This window comes from Tardiphaga sp. vice304, assembly GCF_007018905.1.
In the GTDB taxonomy this organism is placed as follows: Bacteria; Pseudomonadota; Alphaproteobacteria; order Rhizobiales; family Xanthobacteraceae; genus Tardiphaga.
Window position 1 is genome coordinate 3,881,759 of the sequence record NZ_CP041402.1, and the last position, 19,452, is coordinate 3,901,210.

Below are 19,452 nucleotides of genomic sequence, written 5' to 3' on the forward strand. Positions count from 1 at the left end.
GCCGTCAGGCCATGCGCCTGACGATCGCGGGTTTCAGCAAAAGTCCGAGCGCCGAGGCGACCTGGATAACGACGCCGATGAAGATCGGCGTGGTGTAGCCGCCGCTCAGGTCGCGCAACAGGCCCATCGCCGCGGGCCCGCAGGCGTTAATGACGCCGGCGACGCCCATCGACAGGCCCAGCACGACACTGAACGCGCCCGGCGCAAACTCGCGTTGGACGATCAGCGCCGGCAGCGTGATCAGGTTGCCGATCGAGAAGCCGAACACGGCGCAGGCAACCAGCAGCGCGCTGTCGTCGCTGGATTGTCCGATCACCGCCAGCGCGGCGGACTGGCTCAATATCGACAACACGGCGACGCGCCGCGGGTCGATCCGATCGGCGAATAGACCGAGGCCAATTCGCCCGGCGAGCGACATCGCCGTGGTCAGCGACACCGCGACGCCTGCGCGTTGAAACCCGATCGATGGAATCAGGATGGCGATCTGATGCACGATGAAAGCGACCTGCACGAACAGCGCCAATGCAAAAGGTGCGGTCAGCGACCAGAAGGCCGCGTCCTGCAGCAGGCTCCAGCGCGACAACGTCGCCGATGTCGGGTTAGTACTTGCCACCAGCCGTTCTGCCGCTCGCGGAAACCGAACGATGGTCGCCACGACAGGTATCAGCACGATCAGCGTTGCAGCGGCCGCCAGCCAGAGCGCTTGCTGAAATCCGATCGATCCAACCAGCAGTACCAGCCCCGGCGCAAGCACGATGCCGCTGCAAGTCGCGCCCGAATAGGTCAGACTGATCGCAAGGCCGCGCTTGCGGTCGAACCATGCGCCGACAATAGCAGCGGCCGTGACGGCTCCCAGACCGACCCAGGCCAATGCCAGCACCGAGAAGCCGATATATAGCTGAAGGACCGAAGTCGCCGATCCAAGTAGCGCCAAGCCGGTTGCGAGCGCGGCGACACCGGCCAGGACCAACGAGCGCGGCCCCAGCCATCGCAGCAGATCGCTGACGAACATCGACAGCAGCGAGCCCAGCACCAGGGAGAGCGTCGTGCCGCTCGCGATCAGCCCGGTCGGCCAATCGTTGAGGCGGCGCAATTCGGTGACGTAGATCCCGTGACCGTATAGGCCGAAACCGAAGATGGACAGTTCGACCAGGAACAAGGCGGCGACGATGCGCCAGCCGAAATATCGCGGCGATTGCTCATCGGACGAGATTGAATCACGCATGTAGTCGCGCTCCCCGTGCCCGCATCGTCGCGTTCTTTAGCCCATCAATTTTCTATTTTAGATTGCAGTAAAGCACCACCGTCCGTAGCAGGCATTGCGGTCAACAAACAAAACAGGTCGTTACAATCCGTCATAGAATTCGCTGAGACCGGCGGGCTGACGGCGTCGATGCCGTATTCGGGGAAACCGATTTAGCTCGTGCTTTCTTCTCCCTCCCCCTTGCGGGGAGGGTGGCCGCGCGAAGCGCGGTCGGGTGGGGGTAGCCACAAACTCCTTCGCCTGTGGCACCCCCACCCCGGCCTCCACTTCCGCCGATGCTGTCGCATCGACGTCGTTCGGCCGACCCTCCCCGCAAGGGGGAGGGAGGCCATCACCGCCGTCGAGTCAGATTAAGTTACACCGCATCCGTCGCCGCGGCCGTCGTGGCCAGCAGGCGGTTGCGGATGCGCTCGCGGTGGAAGGCGTAGATGCCGGACAGCACGATGATCGTGGAACCGATCAGCATCGCGTTGTCCGGCACTTCGGCAAAGACGAGATAGCCGAACAGCATCGCATACAGCATCTGCGAGTAGCGGAACGGCGCCACGGCGGAGATCTCGCCGGCGCGCAGCGCCAGGATCGCGCATTGATAGCCGATCAGCGTCGTCACGGCCGCCAGCGCCAAGAGAGCCGTCGACGCAAGCGACGGTTCACGCCAGCCGCCGAGCGGGAACACCAGAACGGCGCCGGCCGCGGTCACCGCGATGGTGGTCAGAAAGATGATGAACAGCGTCGGAATTTCCGGCGGGATGCGCTTGGTGACGAGCTCGCGCATGACATAGAACGCCACTGAAACCACCGCCAGCAGACTGTACAGGTTGAAGCCATCTGCGCCCGGCCGCACGATGATCAGCACACCGATAAAGCCCGCGGCGATCGCCAACCAGCGGCGCCAGCCCACCGGCTCGCCGAGCAGCAGCACGGCGCCGAGCGTCATCGCCAGCGGCAGCGACTGCACGATCGCGGTGACGTTTCCCAACGGCAGATAGGAAATCGCCGCGAGGAACAGGCCCGAGCCGCCGATCTCGCCGCAAACCCGCAGCGTCACGGCGGGCACGAACAGCGTTCGCAGCGGGCGCAGCGCGCCCCGGTGCGTGGCCAGGGCGCCGATCAGGATGCAGGCGAACAACCCGCGCAGCAGCATCACCTGGCCGAAATTCATCTGCGTGGTGAGATATTTGGCGACGGCATCATTGACGCTGAAGCCGGCCATGCGATCGCCATCAGCAGGCTTCCGCGCAGATTGGGAGAGAGCGGCAAGGCGAATTCCGGGCGGGTCAGAAACAGCCGCAAAAGTGTGCGGCGCAACACGCTCTCTTAACCGCACGGCAGTGAAGGTCAAGCAACAGGCAACGTCATTTAGTGCCTGAATCGCATGCGGCATCCACCCGTTGCGGGAAGCGGCTAAAGCCCGTCAGGCGGCAGCGCGGCGGCGTTGGTCGCCTGCAGCCGGTTGCGGACGTGTTCGCGGTGGAAGGCGTAGAGGCCGGACAAGACGATGACCGACGCACCGAGGATCATCATGGCGTCCGGCACGTCGCCGAATACGAGATAGCCGAGCAGCATCGCCCATAGCAGCTGGAAGTAGCGAAACGGCGCCACCGCGGAAATGTCGCCGGCGCGCAGCGCGAGGATCACGCACTGGTAGCCGATCAGCACCAGCACCGCAGCGAGCACCAGCAGGCCCAGTGCGGACGACGACGGCGGCGACCAGCCGCCGAGCGGGACCACGAGGATGCCACCGACGGTGGTCACCACCAAAGTGGTGAGGAAGGTCACGAACAGAGCGGGTATTTCCGCCGGGATGCGCTTGGTGGCGAGATCACGCACCGAGCAGAACGCCACCGAGACCAGCGCCAGAACCGAAAACTGGTTGAAGCCCTCGACGCCCGGCCGCACGATGATGAGTACGCCGACAAAGCCCGCCGCGATCGCCATCCAGCGCCGCCAGCCGACCCGTTCGCCGAAGAACAAGGCGGCGCCCATCGTGATCGCCAGCGGCAGCGACTGGAAGATCGCCGACGTATTGGCGAGCGGCAGATGCGTGATCGAGGCCAGGAACGTGGTGGTGCCGCCGATCTCGCCGAACACCCGCAACGCGACGGATCGCTTGAGCAGGATGCGCCACGGCCGCAGCGCGCCCTGATGATAGGCGAGCGCGCCGATCAGCGCACAGGCGAACACCCCGCGGAGCAGCATGACCTGGCCGAAATTCATCTGCAGCGAGAGAAATTTGGTCAGCGCGTCATTGAGACTGAAGCCGGCCATTGCCGCCGTCATCAGCACGGCGCCGCGGATGTTGGGAGAAAGAGCCAAGATGTTTCCAGGTCGTCGCCGGCAGCGGCTGCAGGGTGGGCAAAGGCGCCCTTGCGCCTTGCCCACCCTGCATTCAACTTGTTATTATTTCGCGCCGGCCTTCTGCGCGTAGTCCCACGACGCCTTGGCGAGCGGCACGGTGCGCTTGACCGATTCCATCGCCTTGGCCGAGGACGCGGTGCCATCGCGGATGCGGCCGGCGATCCCCTGCAGAATGCCCGCGAGACGGAACAGGTTGTAGGAGTAGTACCAGTTCAGGTCCGGCACGCTGGAGCGACCGGTCGCGCGGCAATAGATCTCGGCAGCCTCTTCCATCGTCGGGATGTTGAGCTCCTTGAGATCGAGGCCGGCGAGGCCGGGCATGGTCCACTGCATCAGAAGATAGGTGAAGTCGGCCATCGGATCGCCCAGCGTCGACAGCTCCCAGTCCAAGACCGCCTGCACCTTCGGCTGCGTGGCATGGAACACCATGTTGTCGATGCGGTAGTCGCCATGCACCACCGACACCCGCTCCTGCTGCGGCACCGAGGTCGGCAGCCATTCCATCAGCCGGTCCATCTCCGGGATCGACTGCGTCTCGGACGCCTTGTACTGCTTCGTCCAGCGATCGACCTGCCTTGCAAAGTAGTTGCCGGGCTTGCCGTAGTCGCCGAGCCCGATCTGGTCAGGCTCGTACATATGCAGCTTCGCCAGTGTCTCGATCTTGTCGGTGAAGATCGGCCGGCGTTCTTCCTTGGGCAATTGCGGCAGCGCCGGATCCCAGAAGATGCGACCGTCTTCCATCGACATTACGTAGAACGCCGAGCCGATCACGCCGTCATCCATGCACAGCGCGTAAGCCTTGGCCACCGGAAAGCCCTGCTTGCCCAATGCTGCGATCACCTTGAACTCGCGATCGACGGCGTGGGCGGACGGCAGCAGCTTGCCGAACGGCTTGCGACGCATGACGTAGGAGCGACCCGGCGTGTTCAGCCGGTAGGTCGGGTTCGACTGACCGCCCTTGAATTGCAGGACGGTCAGCGGACCCTGGTAACCCTCGACGTGTTCCTGCAGGAAGCCGTCGAGGCGCAGCTCATCGATGCGATGCCGCTCCTCGACCGGCTTGGTGCCGGAATAATCGTCGTCGTTGCGCACGTTTTCAGTCACGCCGAACCCCCGTCAGTGCCGGCCGGCCATGGTCTCGACCGAGACGTCCGGCGCATTGGCATATTTGCGCAGCTCGAGCCGCGCAATGGCGCGGTTGTGGACTTCGTCCGGACCGTCTGCAAGCCGCATGGTGCGCATCGAGGCGTAGTCGCGGGCGAGCCCGGCATCGTCGGAGACGCCGGCGGCACCATAGGCCTGGATCGCGTTGTCGATGATCTTCAGCGCCATATTCGGGCCGGACACCTTGATCATCGCGATCTCGAGCTGCGCGGTCTTGTTGCCGACCTTGTCCATCATGTCGGCGGCCTTCAGGCACAGCAGGCGGTTCATCTCGATGTCGGTGCGGGCTTCCGCGATGCGCTGCTCCCAGACCGAGAATTCGATGATCTTGCGGCCGAACGCGGTGCGCGACGACAGCCGCTTGACCATTTTCTCCAGCGCCTCCTCGGCCTTGCCGATGGTCCGCATGCAGTGATGGATGCGGCCGGGGCCGAGGCGGCCCTGCGCGATCTCGAAGCCGCGGCCTTCGCCGAGCAGGATGTTGCTAACGGGCACACGGACATTGTCCAGTTTGACCCGCGCATGGCCATGCGGTGCGTCGTCGAAGCCGAACACCGGCAGCATCTTCTCGATGGTCACGCCCTTGGTATCGACCGGCACCAGAATCTGCGACTGCGCCTGATGCTTCGGCGCCGACGGATCGGTCTTGCCCATCACGATCATGATCTTGCAGCGCGGATCGCCCATGCCCGACGACCACCACTTGGTGCCGTTGATGACGTATTCGTCGCCGTCGCGGACGATCGAGGTTTCAATGTTGGTCGCGTCCGACGACGCCACGTCCGGCTCGGTCATCAGGAAGGCCGAGCGGATCTCACCGTTCATCAACGGCTTCAGCCACTTCTGCTTATGCTCTTTCGAGCCGTAGCGCATAAACACTTCCATGTTGCCGGTGTCCGGCGCGGAACAGTTGAACACTTCGGAGGCCCAGCCGATGTGGCCCATCTGTTCGGCGAGCAGCGCGTATTCCAGATTGCTCAGTCCCGCGCCGTGGAATTCCTCGTCCTCATGCGACGATGGCGGCATGAACATGTTCCACAGCCCCTCGGCCTTCGCCTTGGCCTTCAGCTCCTCGACGATCGGGATCACCTTCCAGCGCTCGCCTTCGGCGTCCTGCTGCTTGTAGACCGGCACGGCCGGGCGCACGTGCTTGTCCATGAACGAGGAAACACGATCGAGCCATTCGCGCTGGCGATTCGAGAGATTGAAATCCATGGGGCGTTCCTCATCTTTTTTCGAACGAATTTGGCGGCACTGTTGTCCGGTCGGTGAAGGTCCGCAAGCGTTTTTGTTGTTATTGCAGTTGCGAGCAGGACCGACACTGACATGACCGCGACGCTTCCAGCTGCCCGCAGGCAATTGACATTCGCGGCTGGTCAAACGATAGTTTCATACAAGCGTTTGAATTGCAATCTCCCCGTCCCGCGCCCGGCGCATAGGGCCCACTCATGGCGGCAGACCACACAAGAACGGCGATCCTTTCCGCGGCTGAGCAACTTTATGCCGCCCGCGGCTTCGCGGATGTGACGATGCGTGACATCGTCGCCGCGGCGTCCGTCAACCTTGCCGCGGTGAACTATCATTTCGGCTCGAAGGACGAACTGATCGCCGAACTGTTCGTGTCCCGCGGTCTGGTCACCAACCGCGAGCGGCTCAACGAGCTGAAGGCTGCGGAGGAAGCGGGGAAGGGCCGCGCCGAGCTTGCGGCGATCTTCACCGCTCTGGTCGGCCCAACGCTGCGCGGCTGCCTCGGCCCGGAGAAGCAGCGTTCGGACGCCGCGCGCTTCATGATCCGCGCCTCGATCGAGGCGGTTCCGCCGATCCGCAAGATCAAGAACCGTGAGGTCGATCACCTCCGGCGTTTTGCGGCGGCGATGCGCCGCACCCTGCCCGACCATGAGGACGCCGACATCTACTGGGGCATCCATTTCGCGCTGGCGATGGCGCACCAGACCATCCGCGACAGCGAGCGGCTGGCCAAGATGTCCGACGGCGCCTGCGATCTCCATGATGTCGCGGGGATCATCGCCCGGATCGTCGGTGTGTCGGTGCTGGCGCTGGGCGGGCCAAGCCGCGGGCGTGAGCGCAGATAGTCCGTGACGAACGGGCCCGGCCAGCCTATTGCGGGTTCGCAACCGGACGCATCGCATGGATTCGCAGCAGGCAAGCCGCCATGTCGCGGCGGAGATCGAAGACGTCGGCAATTTGATGCGCTCGCTCGCCGGGCGCTATGAGGGGATTTTCTCCGGGCTGGCGGCGACGCTTCGGGAAACGCTGGCCCAATCCGGCACCATGGCCGAGGCCGCGCGCGACGCGACCGCGATCGCCGAGGCCGCCGCATCAAGCTTCCGCGACCATATCTCCAACCAGCCGGCCATGGCTTGCGCCAGCGGCTGCAGCCCGTGCTGCCACCTCTACGTCCAGCTGCCGCCCGGCAGCGCCGCGCTGATCGCCGACCATATTGCCGCGACCTTCCCGCCGGCCGCGCGCGCCGCGCTGCTGGCACGGCTGGCGGAGGCCGCCGCCGCCCTGCGCGACGCGCCGGAACCCAGCCGGCTACGGCTGCGCTGCGCGCTACTTGGCAACGACGATCGCTGCACGGTCTACGAGGTGCGCCCGCTATCCTGCCGCGCCTTCACCTCGAAATCGCTGCCGCGCTGCCAGCAGGTGGTGTTCGGCGACGCCCCGGGCGGCGTCGAGCAGAACGCCGGCCATTTCCGCATTCACACAGAGGCGACCTTCGCGCTCGAACAGGCGGCGAAGGATCGCGGGCTGCCGGCGGAGCAGAAGGGGCTGGTGGCGGCGCTGCTGGAGGAGATGCAGAAACGGAACAGCGACGCCGATTAGCCGGAAAACTGGCTGACATATTTGGTCGTCTGGAATTCCTGCAGGCCTTCGACACCGCCCTCCGAACCCACGCCGCTGTCCTTGTAGCCGCCGAACGGCGTTTCGGGCAGCGAGGCCTGCCAGTGGTTGATGATGACGTTGCCGCTCTGGATCACCTCGGCCATGACGGACGAATTCCGCATGTCATTGGTCATGACGTAGGACGCCAGACCGAAGGGCAGCCGGTTCGACAGTCGGATCGCGTCCTCGACGGTCCGGAACGGCGCCGTGACCGCCAGCGGGCCGAACGGCTCGACGTTCGAGGCCATGCAATCATCGTCGACATTCGTCAGCACCGTCGGCCGATAAAAGAAGCCCTGATTGCCGCAGCGCTCGCCGCCGGCGGTCACGGCAATGGAACGCGCGCGCGCATCGTCCACAAACCGCTCCATCGATTCGACGCGCCGCGCATTGGCGAGCGGGCCCATCTTTGTCGTTGCTGCAAAGCCGTCGCCCACGGTGATCTTGTCTGCCAGCTCCGACAAACTGGCTGCGAAGCGATCGTGGATTGACTCGTGCACGAAGAACCGCGTCGGCGAGGTGCAGACCTGCCCGGAATTGCGAAACTTGGCGGCTACGGCCGACAAGGCCGCCGCCTCCGGATCGACATCGCCGAAGATCACCACCGGCGCGTGGCCGCCGAGTTCGAGCGTCATACGCTTCATGGTCTGCACGGCCAGCGCGCCGAGTTGCTTGCCGATCTGCGTCGAGCCGGTGACGGAGATGCCGCGAACGATGCTGGAGCCGACCAGTCTCGCGGAGATCATCGCGGGATCGCCGAACACGACGTTGAGCGCGCCCTCCGGTAGGCCAGCCTCCTGCAAGGCGCCGGCGATCGCCAGCGTCGTTGCCGGAGTTTCTTCCGACGGCTTGATGATGACGGAGCAGCCGGCGGCCAGCGCGCTGGAGATCTTTCGAGCGGGCGTGATCGCCGGCGCGTTCCACGGCGCGAAGGCTGCGATCGGACCGAGCGGTTCGCGAACCGCGATCTGCCGGATGTTCGAGCTGCGCGACGGGATCACGCGGCCATAGGCGCGGCGGCCCTCCTCTGCATTCCAGTTGAAGATCGCCGCCGCCGTCTCGACCTCGACGCGCGATTCCGCGATCGGCTTGCCGAGTTCGAGCGTGATCAGGCTCGCAATATTTTCGGCGCGCTCCAGCAGCAGCGCCGCGGCGCGCTGCAGGATTCGGCCCCGCTCGACCGGCGAGGTCTTGCGCCAGACCTCGTGGCCGCGCGCCGACGATGCCAGCGCAAGGTCGAGATCAGCGCCGGTGACATGCGGCAATTCTCCGAGCACGGCGCCGGTCGATGGATTGAGCACAGGCTCGGTGGCGCGACCGGCGCCGTCGCACCATCGGCCGTCGATCAGCAGCTTCAGCGCAGGATAATCGGCCATCTTCGTCTCCAGAAAGAAACGGGCACGGCGAATGCCGTGCCCGAGTTGGAAGGTCGCTTCGTATGCCGGCTCTTATTTGGCCACGCTGACCAGCGGGCAGTTGCCGTCCTTGATGGGACGGAACGCCTTGTCGCCGGGAACGGTGGCGAGGGTCTTGTAGTAGTCCCACGGATATTTGGACTCGGAGGGCTCCTTGACCTGCAGCAGGTACATGTCGCGGATCACCCGGCCGTCTTCGCGGATCGAGGCGTTGGTGGTGTAGAAGTCGTTGATCGGCGTCTTCTTCATTTCCGGCACGACGACCGATCCGGCATCGCTCTTGCTGGCATCGACCGCCTTCAGATAGTGCGTGACCGCGCCGTAGACGGCGGCCTGCAGGCTGCCCGGCGCCTTGCCGCCGAACCGGGCCATGAAGCGCTTGCTCCATTCGCGGGTCTTGTCATTGGCGTCCCAATAGAAGCTGTCGGCGAAGATAAGGCCCTTGGCGCTGGCGAGGCCGAGCGCATGAATGTCCGGCAGGTTGACCAGCAGTGCCGCGATGCTCTGGCCGCCCGCCGTGATGCCAAACTCGTTGGCCTGCTTCATCGCGGTCATCATGTCGGAGCCGGCATTGGCGAGGCCGATAACCTGCGCCTTGGAGGCCTGCGCCTGCAGAAGGAACGACGAGAAGTCCGACGAATTCAGCGGGTGCTTGGCGGAGCCGAGCACGGTGCCACCATTGGCCGTGACCACCTTGGCGGCTTCGGCTTCCAGCGCCTGGCCGAACGAATAGTCCGCGGTCAGGAAGTACCAGGACTTCAGGCCCTTCTGCACCAGCGGCGCGGTGGCGACATTGGCGAGCGCATAATTGTCGTAGGCCCAGTGGATGCCGACCGGCGAGCAGGCCTTGCCGGTCAGATCCGGCGTGCCGGGCCCCGTGGCCAGAAACACCTTGTCCTTGTCGCGCGACAGCTGCTGCACGGCGAGCGCCACGCCGGACGACACGACCTCGGTGATGGTATCGACGCCTTCGGTATCGTACCACTTCCGCGCTAGCGCGAGACCGATGTCGGCCTTGTTCTGGTGATCGGCCGAAACCAGCTCGACCGGCATACCCGCGGCCTTGCCGCCGAAGTCTTCAACAGCCATTCTGGCAGCCAGCACGGAGCCGGCGCCGACATTGTCGGCATAGGGGCCGGACATGTCGGTCAGCACGCCGATCTTGACGGTGCCATTGGAGATCTCGGCCGACGCCGAGGTAATGAATGACATGACCGCAACGGTCGCCAGCAATTTCTGCAATTTCACGTTTCGCTCCCAGTGTTGTTTTTGTGTCGATGCGTGTTGAACCGGTTCGCCCGGCTCATTTGATCTTGTCGAGGACCGGCAGCAGGTAGCCGAGAAACTTCTCGGGATCCTCGCTCATCGGGAAGTGGCCGAGGCCCTGCATGATCTGGACGTGGCTGCCCTTGACCGACTTCGCCACGGCAAGCGTCTCTTCCGGCGTGCAGGAATAGTCATATTCGCCCGACAGCAGAAACAGCGGACACTTCGTGGTATCAATCTGCGCGACGCGCTCGCGGATATCTCCGTCGAGCTTGTAGAAATAAAGGTCGCCCTTGAACACGCCGGGGCCGCCCTGCATGTAGTGCCACAGCGTCTCCCAGCGCTCCTTGTCCGACGCATCGGGGCCGACCAGGCCGGAGACGATGGCGGCACAGACCTCGCCGCCGTGCACGTCGGGGCGGTGCAGGAAGTTGAGGTCGTAATACGGATCGACATGCGCGCCGGCCTGCAGGCCGATGATCGCGCGGAAGGCTTCGGGGTGCTCCAGCGCCAGATGCAACACGATGCGGCCGCCGATCGAGCAGCCCATCACGATCGGCCGGTTGAGCTCAAGCGCCGCCGAGATCTCCAGGATCATCGTGGTATATTGCGCCGAGGTGAGCTGGTACTCTTCGTTGTGCCAGCCTTCCGGCGGCGACGACTTGCCGTGCCACGGCATGTCGAAGGCAATGACCCGATGCTTCGCCGTGACACGCGCATCATTCATCAGCGCGCGATACTGTCGGCCGTCGGCCCCGGCGGTGTGCAGGCACAAAAGCGGCGTGCCGTGGCCTGCTTCCTCGACATAGATGCGATGCTGGCGGCCGAACAGGTCGAGATGCAGATAGCGGCCGATGGTCGGCTCGAAGGTCACGGTCATCGAGCGGCTCCCGTCTCGCGCAGTTTCACCAGCGCTTCCTTGAAGTATCGAAGGTTGGCCATGAAGACCTGCAGATTGCCTTCGGCCTTCAGGGTGCGGCGCTTGATCAGCGCCATGAGGTCGTGATGCCCCGGCTGCGGCTTGGCAGTCCAGAACGCCGACCACTCCTCCTCGGAGGCGCGCAGCGCGAACGACCACGACGGCATCACGAACGGCCCGCGGGTGACTGAGACGATCTTGCCTTCCGCGATGGCAATCAGCCACGCTATCGCGCCGACCTCGAGCAGGAAGGTGGTGGTCAGGAACCGGCCGCGTTGCACCAGCATCGCGTCGGCATTGACCCTGGTTTGCAGTTCTTCGATCATGTTTCCTCCGTTCCGGCGAGGGCCACGAGCGCGTCGACCGCGACGACGCCCTGGCCCACCGGATTGATGATGAGCGGATTGATTTCGGCATCCAGCACGGTGACGTCGTTATCGAGCGCGAGTTGCGACATCGCCACGATGGCCTGCGCCAGCGCCTCTAGATCGCCGTGCGGCTTGTTGCGGAAGCCCTGGAACACGCTGGTGATCGCGAGTTCCGAAATCATCTCCCGCGCGCCGTCGAGCGTGACCGGCGCCAAGCGGATGCTGCGGTCGCGGTAGATCTCGGTATAGATGCCGCCGGCGGCGAGCAGCACCAGCGGCCCGGCCTCGGGATCAACGCGGTAGCCGAGCAGCATTTCGCCGAGGCCGGAGGTCATCGGCTGCACCAGCACCTGCGAGACGTTGGCATCGGGGCGATGCGCGCGCACGCTGTCTGCGATCTTGCGGATCGCGGCTTCGAGCTGCATGGCATCTGCGACGTTGAGGACCACGCCGCCGACCTCGGTCTTGTGCGCGATTTCCTCGGACAGCAGTTTGACAGCCACCGGATAGGCGAATGGCAATTCGGTGGCGGTGGCATCGATGGCAATCGCAACGGCAGGCGCGTGCCGCATGCCGTGCTTGGCGAGAAGTTCGTAGGCCGCGAGTTCGTCGAGCTGCCTCGGGGTGTTCGCCGCGACGACACGCGGTTTGGGCATCGCACTCGGCGACCGGCGCTGCAGCGCCGCCTGGATCGCGTCGGCGCAGGATTCCGGCGTGCGGAAGTTAGCGATGCCGGCAGCCGTCAGCATCGCCAGCGCCTCAGGCGCCTCCGGCACCAGGAAGGTCACCAGCGGTTTCTGCGACAACGCGCTCTCGATCACCGGCTTCACCGCAAGCTCCGGCTGGAAGCGTGCGGAGGATCCGATCACGGCCACCACCACATCGAATTCCGGCGCGGCCAGCATGGTCTCCAATGCCGCCTTCATGATGTCGTAGCGCGTGCCGGCCAGCGTGAGGTCGATAATGCGCTCGCGCCCGGCGGCGACGCCGGCCTCGGTCAGCCGATCATAGGTCTCATGGCTTAGCTTGACGACATCGATGCCGCGGATGCCCAACTCATCCACGACCATCGCGGCGCCGCCCCCGGTCGTCGTGACGACGCCGACGCGCATGCTGCGCGGGCCCGCCGGGCGCGCCGGGAGACGCTGCAGCAGCGGCAGCGTCTCGAGCAGGGTTTCGAAATTGAACACGCGCGCGATGCCGCAATCGGCGAGGAAGGCAGCGGCGACGTCGTCTTCGCCGGCCAGCGCGCCGGTGTGCGACAGCGCCAGTTCGGCGGCCGCCGCGGAGCGCCCGAGCTTGTAGGCGACCACCGGCTTGCCGCGCGCGGCCGCGCCGATCGCAAAGGTGCGCAGCGCATCGGCGTGGCGGATGCTTTCGAGAAACAGCATGTAGCCGGTGACTTCGGGATCATCGAGCGTCGCCGAGCAGATTTCACCGAGGCTGAGATCGATCTCGTTACCGACCGAGACCAGTCCGGCAAAGCCAATGTTGCGCGCCTTGCCGCGCGACACCAGCGCGCCGAGCAGACTGCCGGAATGCGAGGCGACGAAGATGCTGCCGCTCGGCAGGTCCGGTTCGGCGAAGGCGGCGTTCGCGGTGATGATGGTCTTGGCGCGCAGATTGATGGCGCCGAGGCTGGACGGGCCGAGGATGCGGAGCGACGTCGTCGCGCACAGCGCCTGCAGGCGTGCGACCAGTTCCTTCCCCTCCGCGCCGCCTTCGGAAAACCCGGCGGCCAGAATGGTGACCACGGCAACGCCGAGCCGCGCGCATTCCTCTGCGGCGGCAACGGCATCCGCGGTCGGCGTCAGGATGAAGACGTGATCCGGCACTTCCGGCAAAGCTGCGAGCGACGGCCACGCCTTCTCACCCAGCACGGTGGGCCGACGCGGATTGATCGGATAGACCATGCCCTTGTAACCGGCGCGTCGCAGAAACTGCAGCGGCCGCGACGAGGTCTTGGTGACATCATCGGACGCGCCGACCAGCGCGATGCTGCGCGGGGCCAGCAGCGCCTGCCCGAGCGTCGGCTTTGTCAGGTCATCCCGCACGGGCAGCATTTCCGCGCTGGTCGAACTTGCGTTCGAATACGTCTTCGGCAATCCGGTTCTTGAGGATTTCGGTCGAGCCGCCGGCGATCATCCAGCCGCGGGTGCGGCGCATGCAGTATTCGGCGAGCGAGTCCTGGCTGTAGCCGAGCCCGCCCATGATCTGCACCGCCTCGTTGGCGACGTCGAACCCGGCCTGGTTGCAGGCGAGTTTCGCGATCGCCGTGTTGTAGGGCGACGGCAGGCCGCTCTCGATGCTGGCGGCGCGGTACAGCAGCATCTGCGCGGAATCGAGCTTCAGCGCCATGTCGGCGAATTTCCACTGCAGGCCCTGGAATTCGCACAGCGGCCGGCCGAACTGCTTGCGGATCAGCGCGTGCTCGCGCGCCAGGTTAAAGGCGTAGCGGCCGAGCGCCAGCGAGCGCGACGAATTGCCGAGCCGCTCGACGTTGAAGCCGGAGATCTGTTTCTTGAAGCCGCCAATGCCGAGCAGGACATTCTCCTTCGGGATGCGGCAATTCTCGAAATACAGCTGGCTCCAGGATTCGCCGCTCATGAAGGCCGACGGCTTGCCGACCGTGAAGCCCGGCGTATCGCGCTCCACGATCACCGAGCCGATGCCGCCGACGCCGGGCCCGAAGCGCACGTAAACCAGATAGACTGCGGCATCCGGGCTGTGGGTGCCGAACACCTTGCTGCCGTTGATCAGGTAACCGTCGCCGTCCTCGGTCGCGCTGGTCTTCAGCTCGGTTGCCGCGGAGCCAGCGTCGGGCTCGCTCATGCCGAGGCTGATGCAGGTGTTGCCCGCCAGCAGATCGGGCAGCCAGCGCGCCTTCTGCTCCGGCGTGGCATATTCGACGAAGGTGCGGATCGGACCGAAATTGCCGGCCTGCACGATGTCGGCGCTGCGCGGGCAGACTGCGGCGACCTGCTCGATCGCGATCACCGAATCGAACAGCGTGCCGCCGGCGCCGCCATCCTCTTCGCTGAAGGAAATGCCGAGCAACCCCTGCTTCGCCAGCAGCTTCGCGGTCGCGAAGGGGAATTGCGGGTCGTGCGCGCGGGCCAGCGCGCCGTCCTTCAGGTTGGCCTCCGCAAAGCGTCGCACTGAGGTGGCGAAGGACTGCTGTTCTTCAGAAAGCTCAAAATTCATGGATCAACGCCGCCGTTATGGGATGGCCTGTTTCCCAGCCTGCGGTTTGACCGGCAACTGCACAAAGGTTATCAAGTCATGACCTTTTGTAATGGTGCACCGCCATGTTGCCGCCGCTCAATCCGCTGCATGTTTTCGACGTCGCCGCCCGGCTGCTCAGCTTCACCCGCGCGGCGGCGGAGCTGCGCGTCACCCAGCCGGCGATCAGCCGGCAGATTAACACGCTGGAGAGCTTTCTCGGCGTGCGACTGTTCGAGCGCGACAGGCAGGGTCTGCGGCTGACCTCGGAGGGCGAGCAGTTCCAGCGCCAGATCGCGCCGGCCTTCGCGATCATCGCCAACGCCACCGCGGGGCTGATGACGACGGGCCGCGCCGAGCCGCTGAAGATCCGCGTCTACACCACCTTCGCGGCGAAATGGCTGATCCAGCGGCTGCCCTCGTTCTACGTCGCCTATCCGCATATCAAGCTGAACATCAGCAATGTGGTGGCGCCGATCGATTTCGAGAAGGACAAGGTCGACCTCGCCATCCAGTTCGGCGCGGGCCACTGGCCGAACGTGGAATGCGAGCTACTGTTCAAGGACCTGATCCAGCCGATGTGCAGCCCGAAGCTGTTGAAGTCCCACCGGATGGTCGAACCCGACGACCTCCGCCGCGTGCAACTGTTGCACTCCCACTACCGCCGCGCCGACTGGCCGGACTGGCTGATGGCGGTGAACCGTCCGGATCTCCTGACCGACGCCGGAATCAGCTTTCCCAGCTCCGTGCTGACCTATCATGCCGCGGTCGAGGGCGTCGGCGTGGCCATGGGCCAGCTCTATCTGCTGCGCAACGAGATCAACGATGGCTCGCTGATACCGCTGTTCAACGCGCCGTTCGAACGCCAGCTCGCGCATTACGTCGCCTGGCCGAAACATCGGCCGCTCGGCCGAAAGGCTCGCAGCTTCATGCACTGGCTGCGATTGCAGACGGGCGAGTTCCTGAAGAAGTAGGATCTGCGCGCAAAATTTAATGGCGTTGCGGCAAGATCTCGATCTGAAGGGAATGCGCGCCGGCTGCGCGCAAGGCAATTGCGGCGCCCTGCACGGTGCTGCTGGACGCCGGCCGATCCAGTCCTGCACCACGCCGCTGTACATGGTGGCGAACCGCGACATCGTCACGATCGAAGGCCTGAGCCATGATGGCGCGCCGGGCGAGTCTAGACCACCATCGTCGAACGCCCCGACGGATGCGCCGCGGATCCCGTCGCCGCGGCGATCGGCAACGCCATCGCCCTCCGCGTCCGCGACATGCGGCCGCCCTTCGATCGGCTGGAAGCGGCCATCAACGCAGCATGATAGGGGAGTGGAGCGGGTGGAGGGAATCGAACCCTCGTATTCAGCTTGGAAGGCTGCTGCTCTACCATTGAGCTACACCCGCGCTGGCGATCAGGTATCACGTCGCCGGATTCGCCTCAACACCCGCAAGGCGGCAATTTGCCTCCCCGGCGGCGGCAAAACCGGCGATTTCGCGCTATTTCGCCTCGCTGCGCAGGATCGCCAGCGCCAGCGTGGTGGCGCGGGGGACGATGCTGTCGAGGTCGAGCCATTCCTGGGCGGTGTGGACATTGCCGCCAACCGGGCCGAGGCCGCACAGGGTCGGCGTGCCCACCGAGGCCGTGAAGCCGGAATCGGCGCAGCCGCCGGCGAATTCGCCGGTGAGCGTCGGCAGGCCGGCATCGCCCGCGGCGCCGCGATAGATGTCGAACAGCGCCTTCGAGCTCGGGCTCTGCATCAGCGGCAGGAACTCGCCGTTGAGATGCAGCTTCGCCGTGGTGCCGGACACCGTCGGCGTCGCCATGATCCGCTCGATCGCCGCCAGCGTGGTGGCGCGGTCGGCGGGCTCGACATAGCGCAGGTCGATCTGGCCCTCGGCGTGCGGCGCCGTGGTGTTGATCGACTGGCCGCCCTGCACCAGCCCGACATTCAGCGTGATGCCACGGGCGATATCGGTCAGCGCATGGATCGCCACGATCTTGTGCGCGAGCTCGCCGATCGCGCTGATGCCGTCGGCAAAATTATTGCCGGAATGCGCGGCGCGACCGAACACCTCGAAGCGCATGAACACGCCGCCCTTGCGGCTGGTACAGATGTTGCCGGTCGGGCGCCCCGGCTCGGAATTATACACCGCGCGCGCCGCGCGGCCCTCGCGCTCGATGATCGGGCGCGACGACGGCGAGGCGATCTCCTCGTCGGCGGTGATCAGGATCCGGATCGGGAACGGCGCGACGCCGAATTTCTGCAGGGCAGCGGCGACGAACACGTTGATGACGAGCCCCGCCTTCATGTCGGCGATCCCCGGGCCGTGGGCCTTCGTGCCCTCGATGGTGAAGGGGCGGCGAGCCGCCTCGCCTTTCGGAAACACGGTGTCGCGGTGGCCCATCAAGAGGATCGGCTTCTCGTTGCTGCCGGGCTTGGCGATTTGCGCATGCAGAGCGTCGCCATAGACCTCATGCGGCTCGCGCCAGCTCTCGATGCCATGCTCGGCAAAATGCCGCTCGAAGCGCGCCGCCACCGCATCGACGCCCTCCTTGTCGTAGGAGCCGGAGTCGATGTTCACGACGTCGCGCAGCAGGTCGATCATCGGCTGCCTCTGCGAGGCCAGCCACTCGGTGATCTGGAGTTCGTGGGTGGTGGTCATGAAACTTCCTTCTTGGTAAATCTCGTGCAATCAGCTCGGTCGCTTCGATCGTGATTGCGAGGAGCCCTTGCGACGAAGCAATCCAGTTCTTGCGGAGTTTGTGGTTTCTGGATTGCCGCGTCGCTTCGCTAAGGGGAAAGCCGAACGGCTTTCCCTGACCTTGCAATGACGGAGCTTTGATCTCCCTCACTCCGACTCTCGCCGACATGAGGTTCGGCTTACACCACCATCGCGGGCTCGGCTTTCGCCATCGCCTGCTTCATCATCTTCGCCACATATTCGCCGATCACCACCGTTGTGAGGTGGGTGTTGGCGCGGCAGTCCGACGGCATGATCGAGGCATCTGCCACGCGCAGCCCTTTGATGCCCTTCACGGTGCCGTCCGGATTGACCACGCCACTTGCGTCCGCAAAGCCGCTCATGTGGCAGGTGCCGGCGGCGTGCTGGATGTCGCCGGTCTCGCGGCGCAGGATCGCTTCCAGTTCGGCGGTCGGCAGCGCCGCCGCCTGCGGCAGTGTGAGGTCGGTGTCGGCCAGACGGATCCAGTCGGCGATGCCAGCCAGCGCCGGCTGGGTGGACAGCACCGCCATGCGCCTGACGGCATCGACCATGCGCAGCATGTCGCGCGGGTCAGCCAGCATGTTTTCCTCGACCACCGGATCGATCGACGCGTCGCGCGAGGCGAGCTTCAGCGTACCGCGCGAAAAAGCGTTGAACAGGCCGGCCGCCACCGCGCCAGGCACGCCGATGCCGCGGTGGTTGAAGGCGACCAGGATCATGTCGCGCCTGCCGCCATCGGCCAGCCCCGACGAATAGGTCGCGCAGCAATTGGTGTGGCGGGTGTCGGGATCGGACGGGCGCAATTACTCGCGCAGTTGCACGGTGGCGCGCAGCAGCGGGTGATCGAAAAAGTGTTTTCCGACCGGCAGGTCCTGCACGACCTCAATGCCCATCGCCTGCAATTCATCGGCCGGGCCGATGCCCGAGCGCAGCAGGATCGCCGGGCTGTGGATCGCACCAGCGCACAATACGATCTCGCGCGCGTGAATCTCCGTGCTGCCCTGCCCTTCGGCGTGGACCACGACGCCGGTGGCGCGACCATTGGTCAGGAGCAGGCGATCGACCAGCACCCGGCCGCGGATTTCCAGATTGGCGCGACCGCGCGCCGGCTCAAGATAGGCCTCATTGGTGGTGATGCGACGGCTATCGCGGCTGTTGATCGGATAGCAGGCGGCGCCCTCGCCGTCCGGACCGTTGACGTCGTCGCACCAGTGATAACCCGACGCGAGCGCGGCATCGCGCAACCCGCGATCGATCTCGCCCCACTTCTCAGGCGGCGCGCGGTAGATCGGCAGCGGACCACCGCGTCCATGGCCGGGACGGTCGCCGAATTCGAAATCGTCCTCGATCACCGAAAACAGCGGCATGACTTCTTTCGCCGACCAGCCGGTGCAGCCATTGGCGGCCCATTCGTCGAACGCGTCGGCGACGCCGCGGATCGCGATCTGGCCGTTCATCATCGAGGACCCGCCGAGCCCCTTGCCGCGCCAGTAGAAGCGCGGCTCCTGCTCCGCGACGCGCCGCGTCAGGAGATTCGGCCACTGCCATTTCTCCTGGAATTCGCGACGGTGAATGATCGGGATCGGGTTCGGCGTGCGGATCTCCCACGGCGCCTCGTCGGCGCGCCAGTCGAGACCGGCCTCCAGCAGCAATACGCGCCGGGTGGCATCTTCGGAGAGACGGGCAGCCACGGCGGCACCGGCCGAACCTCCGCCGACAACGATCACATCACGCATCAGTCATCACTTCCAGGCTCGGCCGGCAAGCGGCCCTGAAATCAACCAGGGCCACAGCCTTACAGCGGTCGATCGTTCGGAACGCAGTATGCGTCACGGCATTGCGCAACGC

General features: G+C 65.2%; 15 protein-coding genes, 1 tRNA gene and 1 pseudogene. 3 read left to right on the forward strand and 14 right to left on the reverse strand.

What is annotated here, in order from left to right; translation table 11 throughout:
* Window positions 1–4: 4 nt before the first annotated feature.
* The 5 genes from FNL56_RS18465 to FNL56_RS18485 form a co-directional block, all read right to left on the reverse strand.
* Window positions 5–1,225 (reverse strand): MFS transporter, encoded by a 1,221-nt coding sequence (locus FNL56_RS18465; protein ID WP_143578084.1) that lies wholly within the window; start codon window positions 1,223–1,225, stop codon window positions 5–7.
* A 394-nt stretch (window positions 1,226–1,619) separates the two neighbouring features.
* On the reverse strand, window positions 1,620–2,477 hold the full coding sequence (locus tag FNL56_RS18470; protein ID WP_246660703.1) for a DMT family transporter: 858 nt from the start codon (window positions 2,475–2,477) through the stop codon (window positions 1,620–1,622).
* 191 nt (window positions 2,478–2,668) lie between these two features.
* Window positions 2,669–3,580: a DMT family transporter gene (locus FNL56_RS18475; RefSeq protein ID WP_143574314.1), complete on the reverse strand. Its 912-nt coding sequence runs from the start codon at window positions 3,578–3,580 to the stop codon at window positions 2,669–2,671.
* A gap of 84 nt (window positions 3,581–3,664) precedes the next feature.
* Window positions 3,665–4,726 (reverse strand): phosphotransferase family protein, encoded by a 1,062-nt coding sequence (locus FNL56_RS18480; RefSeq protein ID WP_143574315.1) that lies wholly within the window; start codon window positions 4,724–4,726, stop codon window positions 3,665–3,667.
* A gap of 12 nt (window positions 4,727–4,738) precedes the next feature.
* Window positions 4,739–6,001 carry an acyl-CoA dehydrogenase family protein gene (locus FNL56_RS18485; protein WP_143574316.1) on the reverse strand — a complete coding sequence of 421 codons (1,263 nt, stop codon included), beginning with the start codon at window positions 5,999–6,001 and terminating at the stop codon, window positions 4,739–4,741.
* 233 nt (window positions 6,002–6,234) lie between these two features.
* Between FNL56_RS18485 and FNL56_RS18490 the strand changes: the two genes are divergently transcribed.
* Both FNL56_RS18490 and FNL56_RS18495 read left to right on the forward strand, forming a co-directional pair.
* Window positions 6,235–6,879: a TetR/AcrR family transcriptional regulator gene (locus FNL56_RS18490; RefSeq protein WP_143574317.1), complete on the forward strand. Its 645-nt coding sequence runs from the start codon at window positions 6,235–6,237 to the stop codon at window positions 6,877–6,879.
* 55 nt (window positions 6,880–6,934) lie between these two features.
* A complete protein-coding gene (locus FNL56_RS18495) occupies window positions 6,935–7,633 on the forward strand; it encodes a YkgJ family cysteine cluster protein (protein ID WP_143574318.1) in 699 nt (232 codons plus the stop codon).
* On the opposite strand, the gene FNL56_RS18500 is transcribed toward FNL56_RS18495, so the two are convergent.
* The 6 genes from FNL56_RS18500 to FNL56_RS18525 form a co-directional block, all read right to left on the reverse strand.
* Entirely contained in the window at window positions 7,630–9,069 is a 1,440-nt protein-coding gene (locus tag FNL56_RS18500; RefSeq protein WP_143582232.1) for an NAD-dependent succinate-semialdehyde dehydrogenase, read from the reverse strand. The two genes, FNL56_RS18495 and FNL56_RS18500, sit on opposite strands and share 4 nt — an antisense overlap.
* A gap of 72 nt (window positions 9,070–9,141) precedes the next feature.
* Window positions 9,142–10,350 (reverse strand): ABC transporter substrate-binding protein, encoded by a 1,209-nt coding sequence (locus FNL56_RS18505; RefSeq protein ID WP_168203088.1) that lies wholly within the window; start codon window positions 10,348–10,350, stop codon window positions 9,142–9,144.
* Between the two features lie 61 nt (window positions 10,351–10,411).
* Window positions 10,412–11,254 (reverse strand): alpha/beta fold hydrolase, encoded by an 843-nt coding sequence (locus FNL56_RS18510; RefSeq protein ID WP_143574320.1) that lies wholly within the window; start codon window positions 11,252–11,254, stop codon window positions 10,412–10,414.
* Window positions 11,251–11,619, reverse strand: coding sequence for a hypothetical protein (locus FNL56_RS18515; RefSeq protein WP_143574321.1), 369 nt, complete (start codon window positions 11,617–11,619; stop codon window positions 11,251–11,253). The genes FNL56_RS18510 and FNL56_RS18515 overlap by 4 nt, the downstream gene beginning before the upstream one ends.
* On the reverse strand, window positions 11,616–13,715 hold the full coding sequence (locus FNL56_RS18520; protein WP_246661455.1) for an acetate--CoA ligase family protein: 2,100 nt from the start codon (window positions 13,713–13,715) through the stop codon (window positions 11,616–11,618). The genes FNL56_RS18515 and FNL56_RS18520 overlap by 4 nt, the downstream gene beginning before the upstream one ends.
* Window positions 13,705–14,865 carry an acyl-CoA dehydrogenase family protein gene (locus FNL56_RS18525; RefSeq protein WP_143574322.1) on the reverse strand — a complete coding sequence of 387 codons (1,161 nt, stop codon included), beginning with the start codon at window positions 14,863–14,865 and terminating at the stop codon, window positions 13,705–13,707. Before FNL56_RS18525 ends, FNL56_RS18520 begins: the two co-directional genes overlap by 11 nt.
* Before the next feature lie 104 nt (window positions 14,866–14,969).
* Here FNL56_RS18525 and FNL56_RS18530 point away from each other — a divergent pair, with 104 nt between their 5' ends.
* The gene (locus tag FNL56_RS18530; RefSeq protein ID WP_143574323.1) at window positions 14,970–15,857 is read left to right on the forward strand and encodes a LysR substrate-binding domain-containing protein; all 888 of its coding nucleotides are present in this window, start codon (window positions 14,970–14,972) and stop codon (window positions 15,855–15,857) included.
* A 353-nt stretch (window positions 15,858–16,210) separates the two neighbouring features.
* Here FNL56_RS18530 and FNL56_RS18535 read toward each other — a convergent pair.
* From FNL56_RS18535 to FNL56_RS18545, 3 genes and pseudogenes are all read right to left on the reverse strand, one after another.
* Window positions 16,211–16,284: transfer RNA gene (locus FNL56_RS18535), tRNA-Gly, on the reverse strand.
* A 93-nt stretch (window positions 16,285–16,377) separates the two neighbouring features.
* Window positions 16,378–17,544: a M20 family metallopeptidase gene (locus FNL56_RS18540; RefSeq protein ID WP_246660705.1), complete on the reverse strand. Its 1,167-nt coding sequence runs from the start codon at window positions 17,542–17,544 to the stop codon at window positions 16,378–16,380.
* A 218-nt stretch (window positions 17,545–17,762) separates the two neighbouring features.
* Window positions 17,763–19,340: pseudogene (locus FNL56_RS18545) on the reverse strand (GMC family oxidoreductase).
* Between the last annotated feature and the right edge of the window lie 112 nt (window positions 19,341–19,452).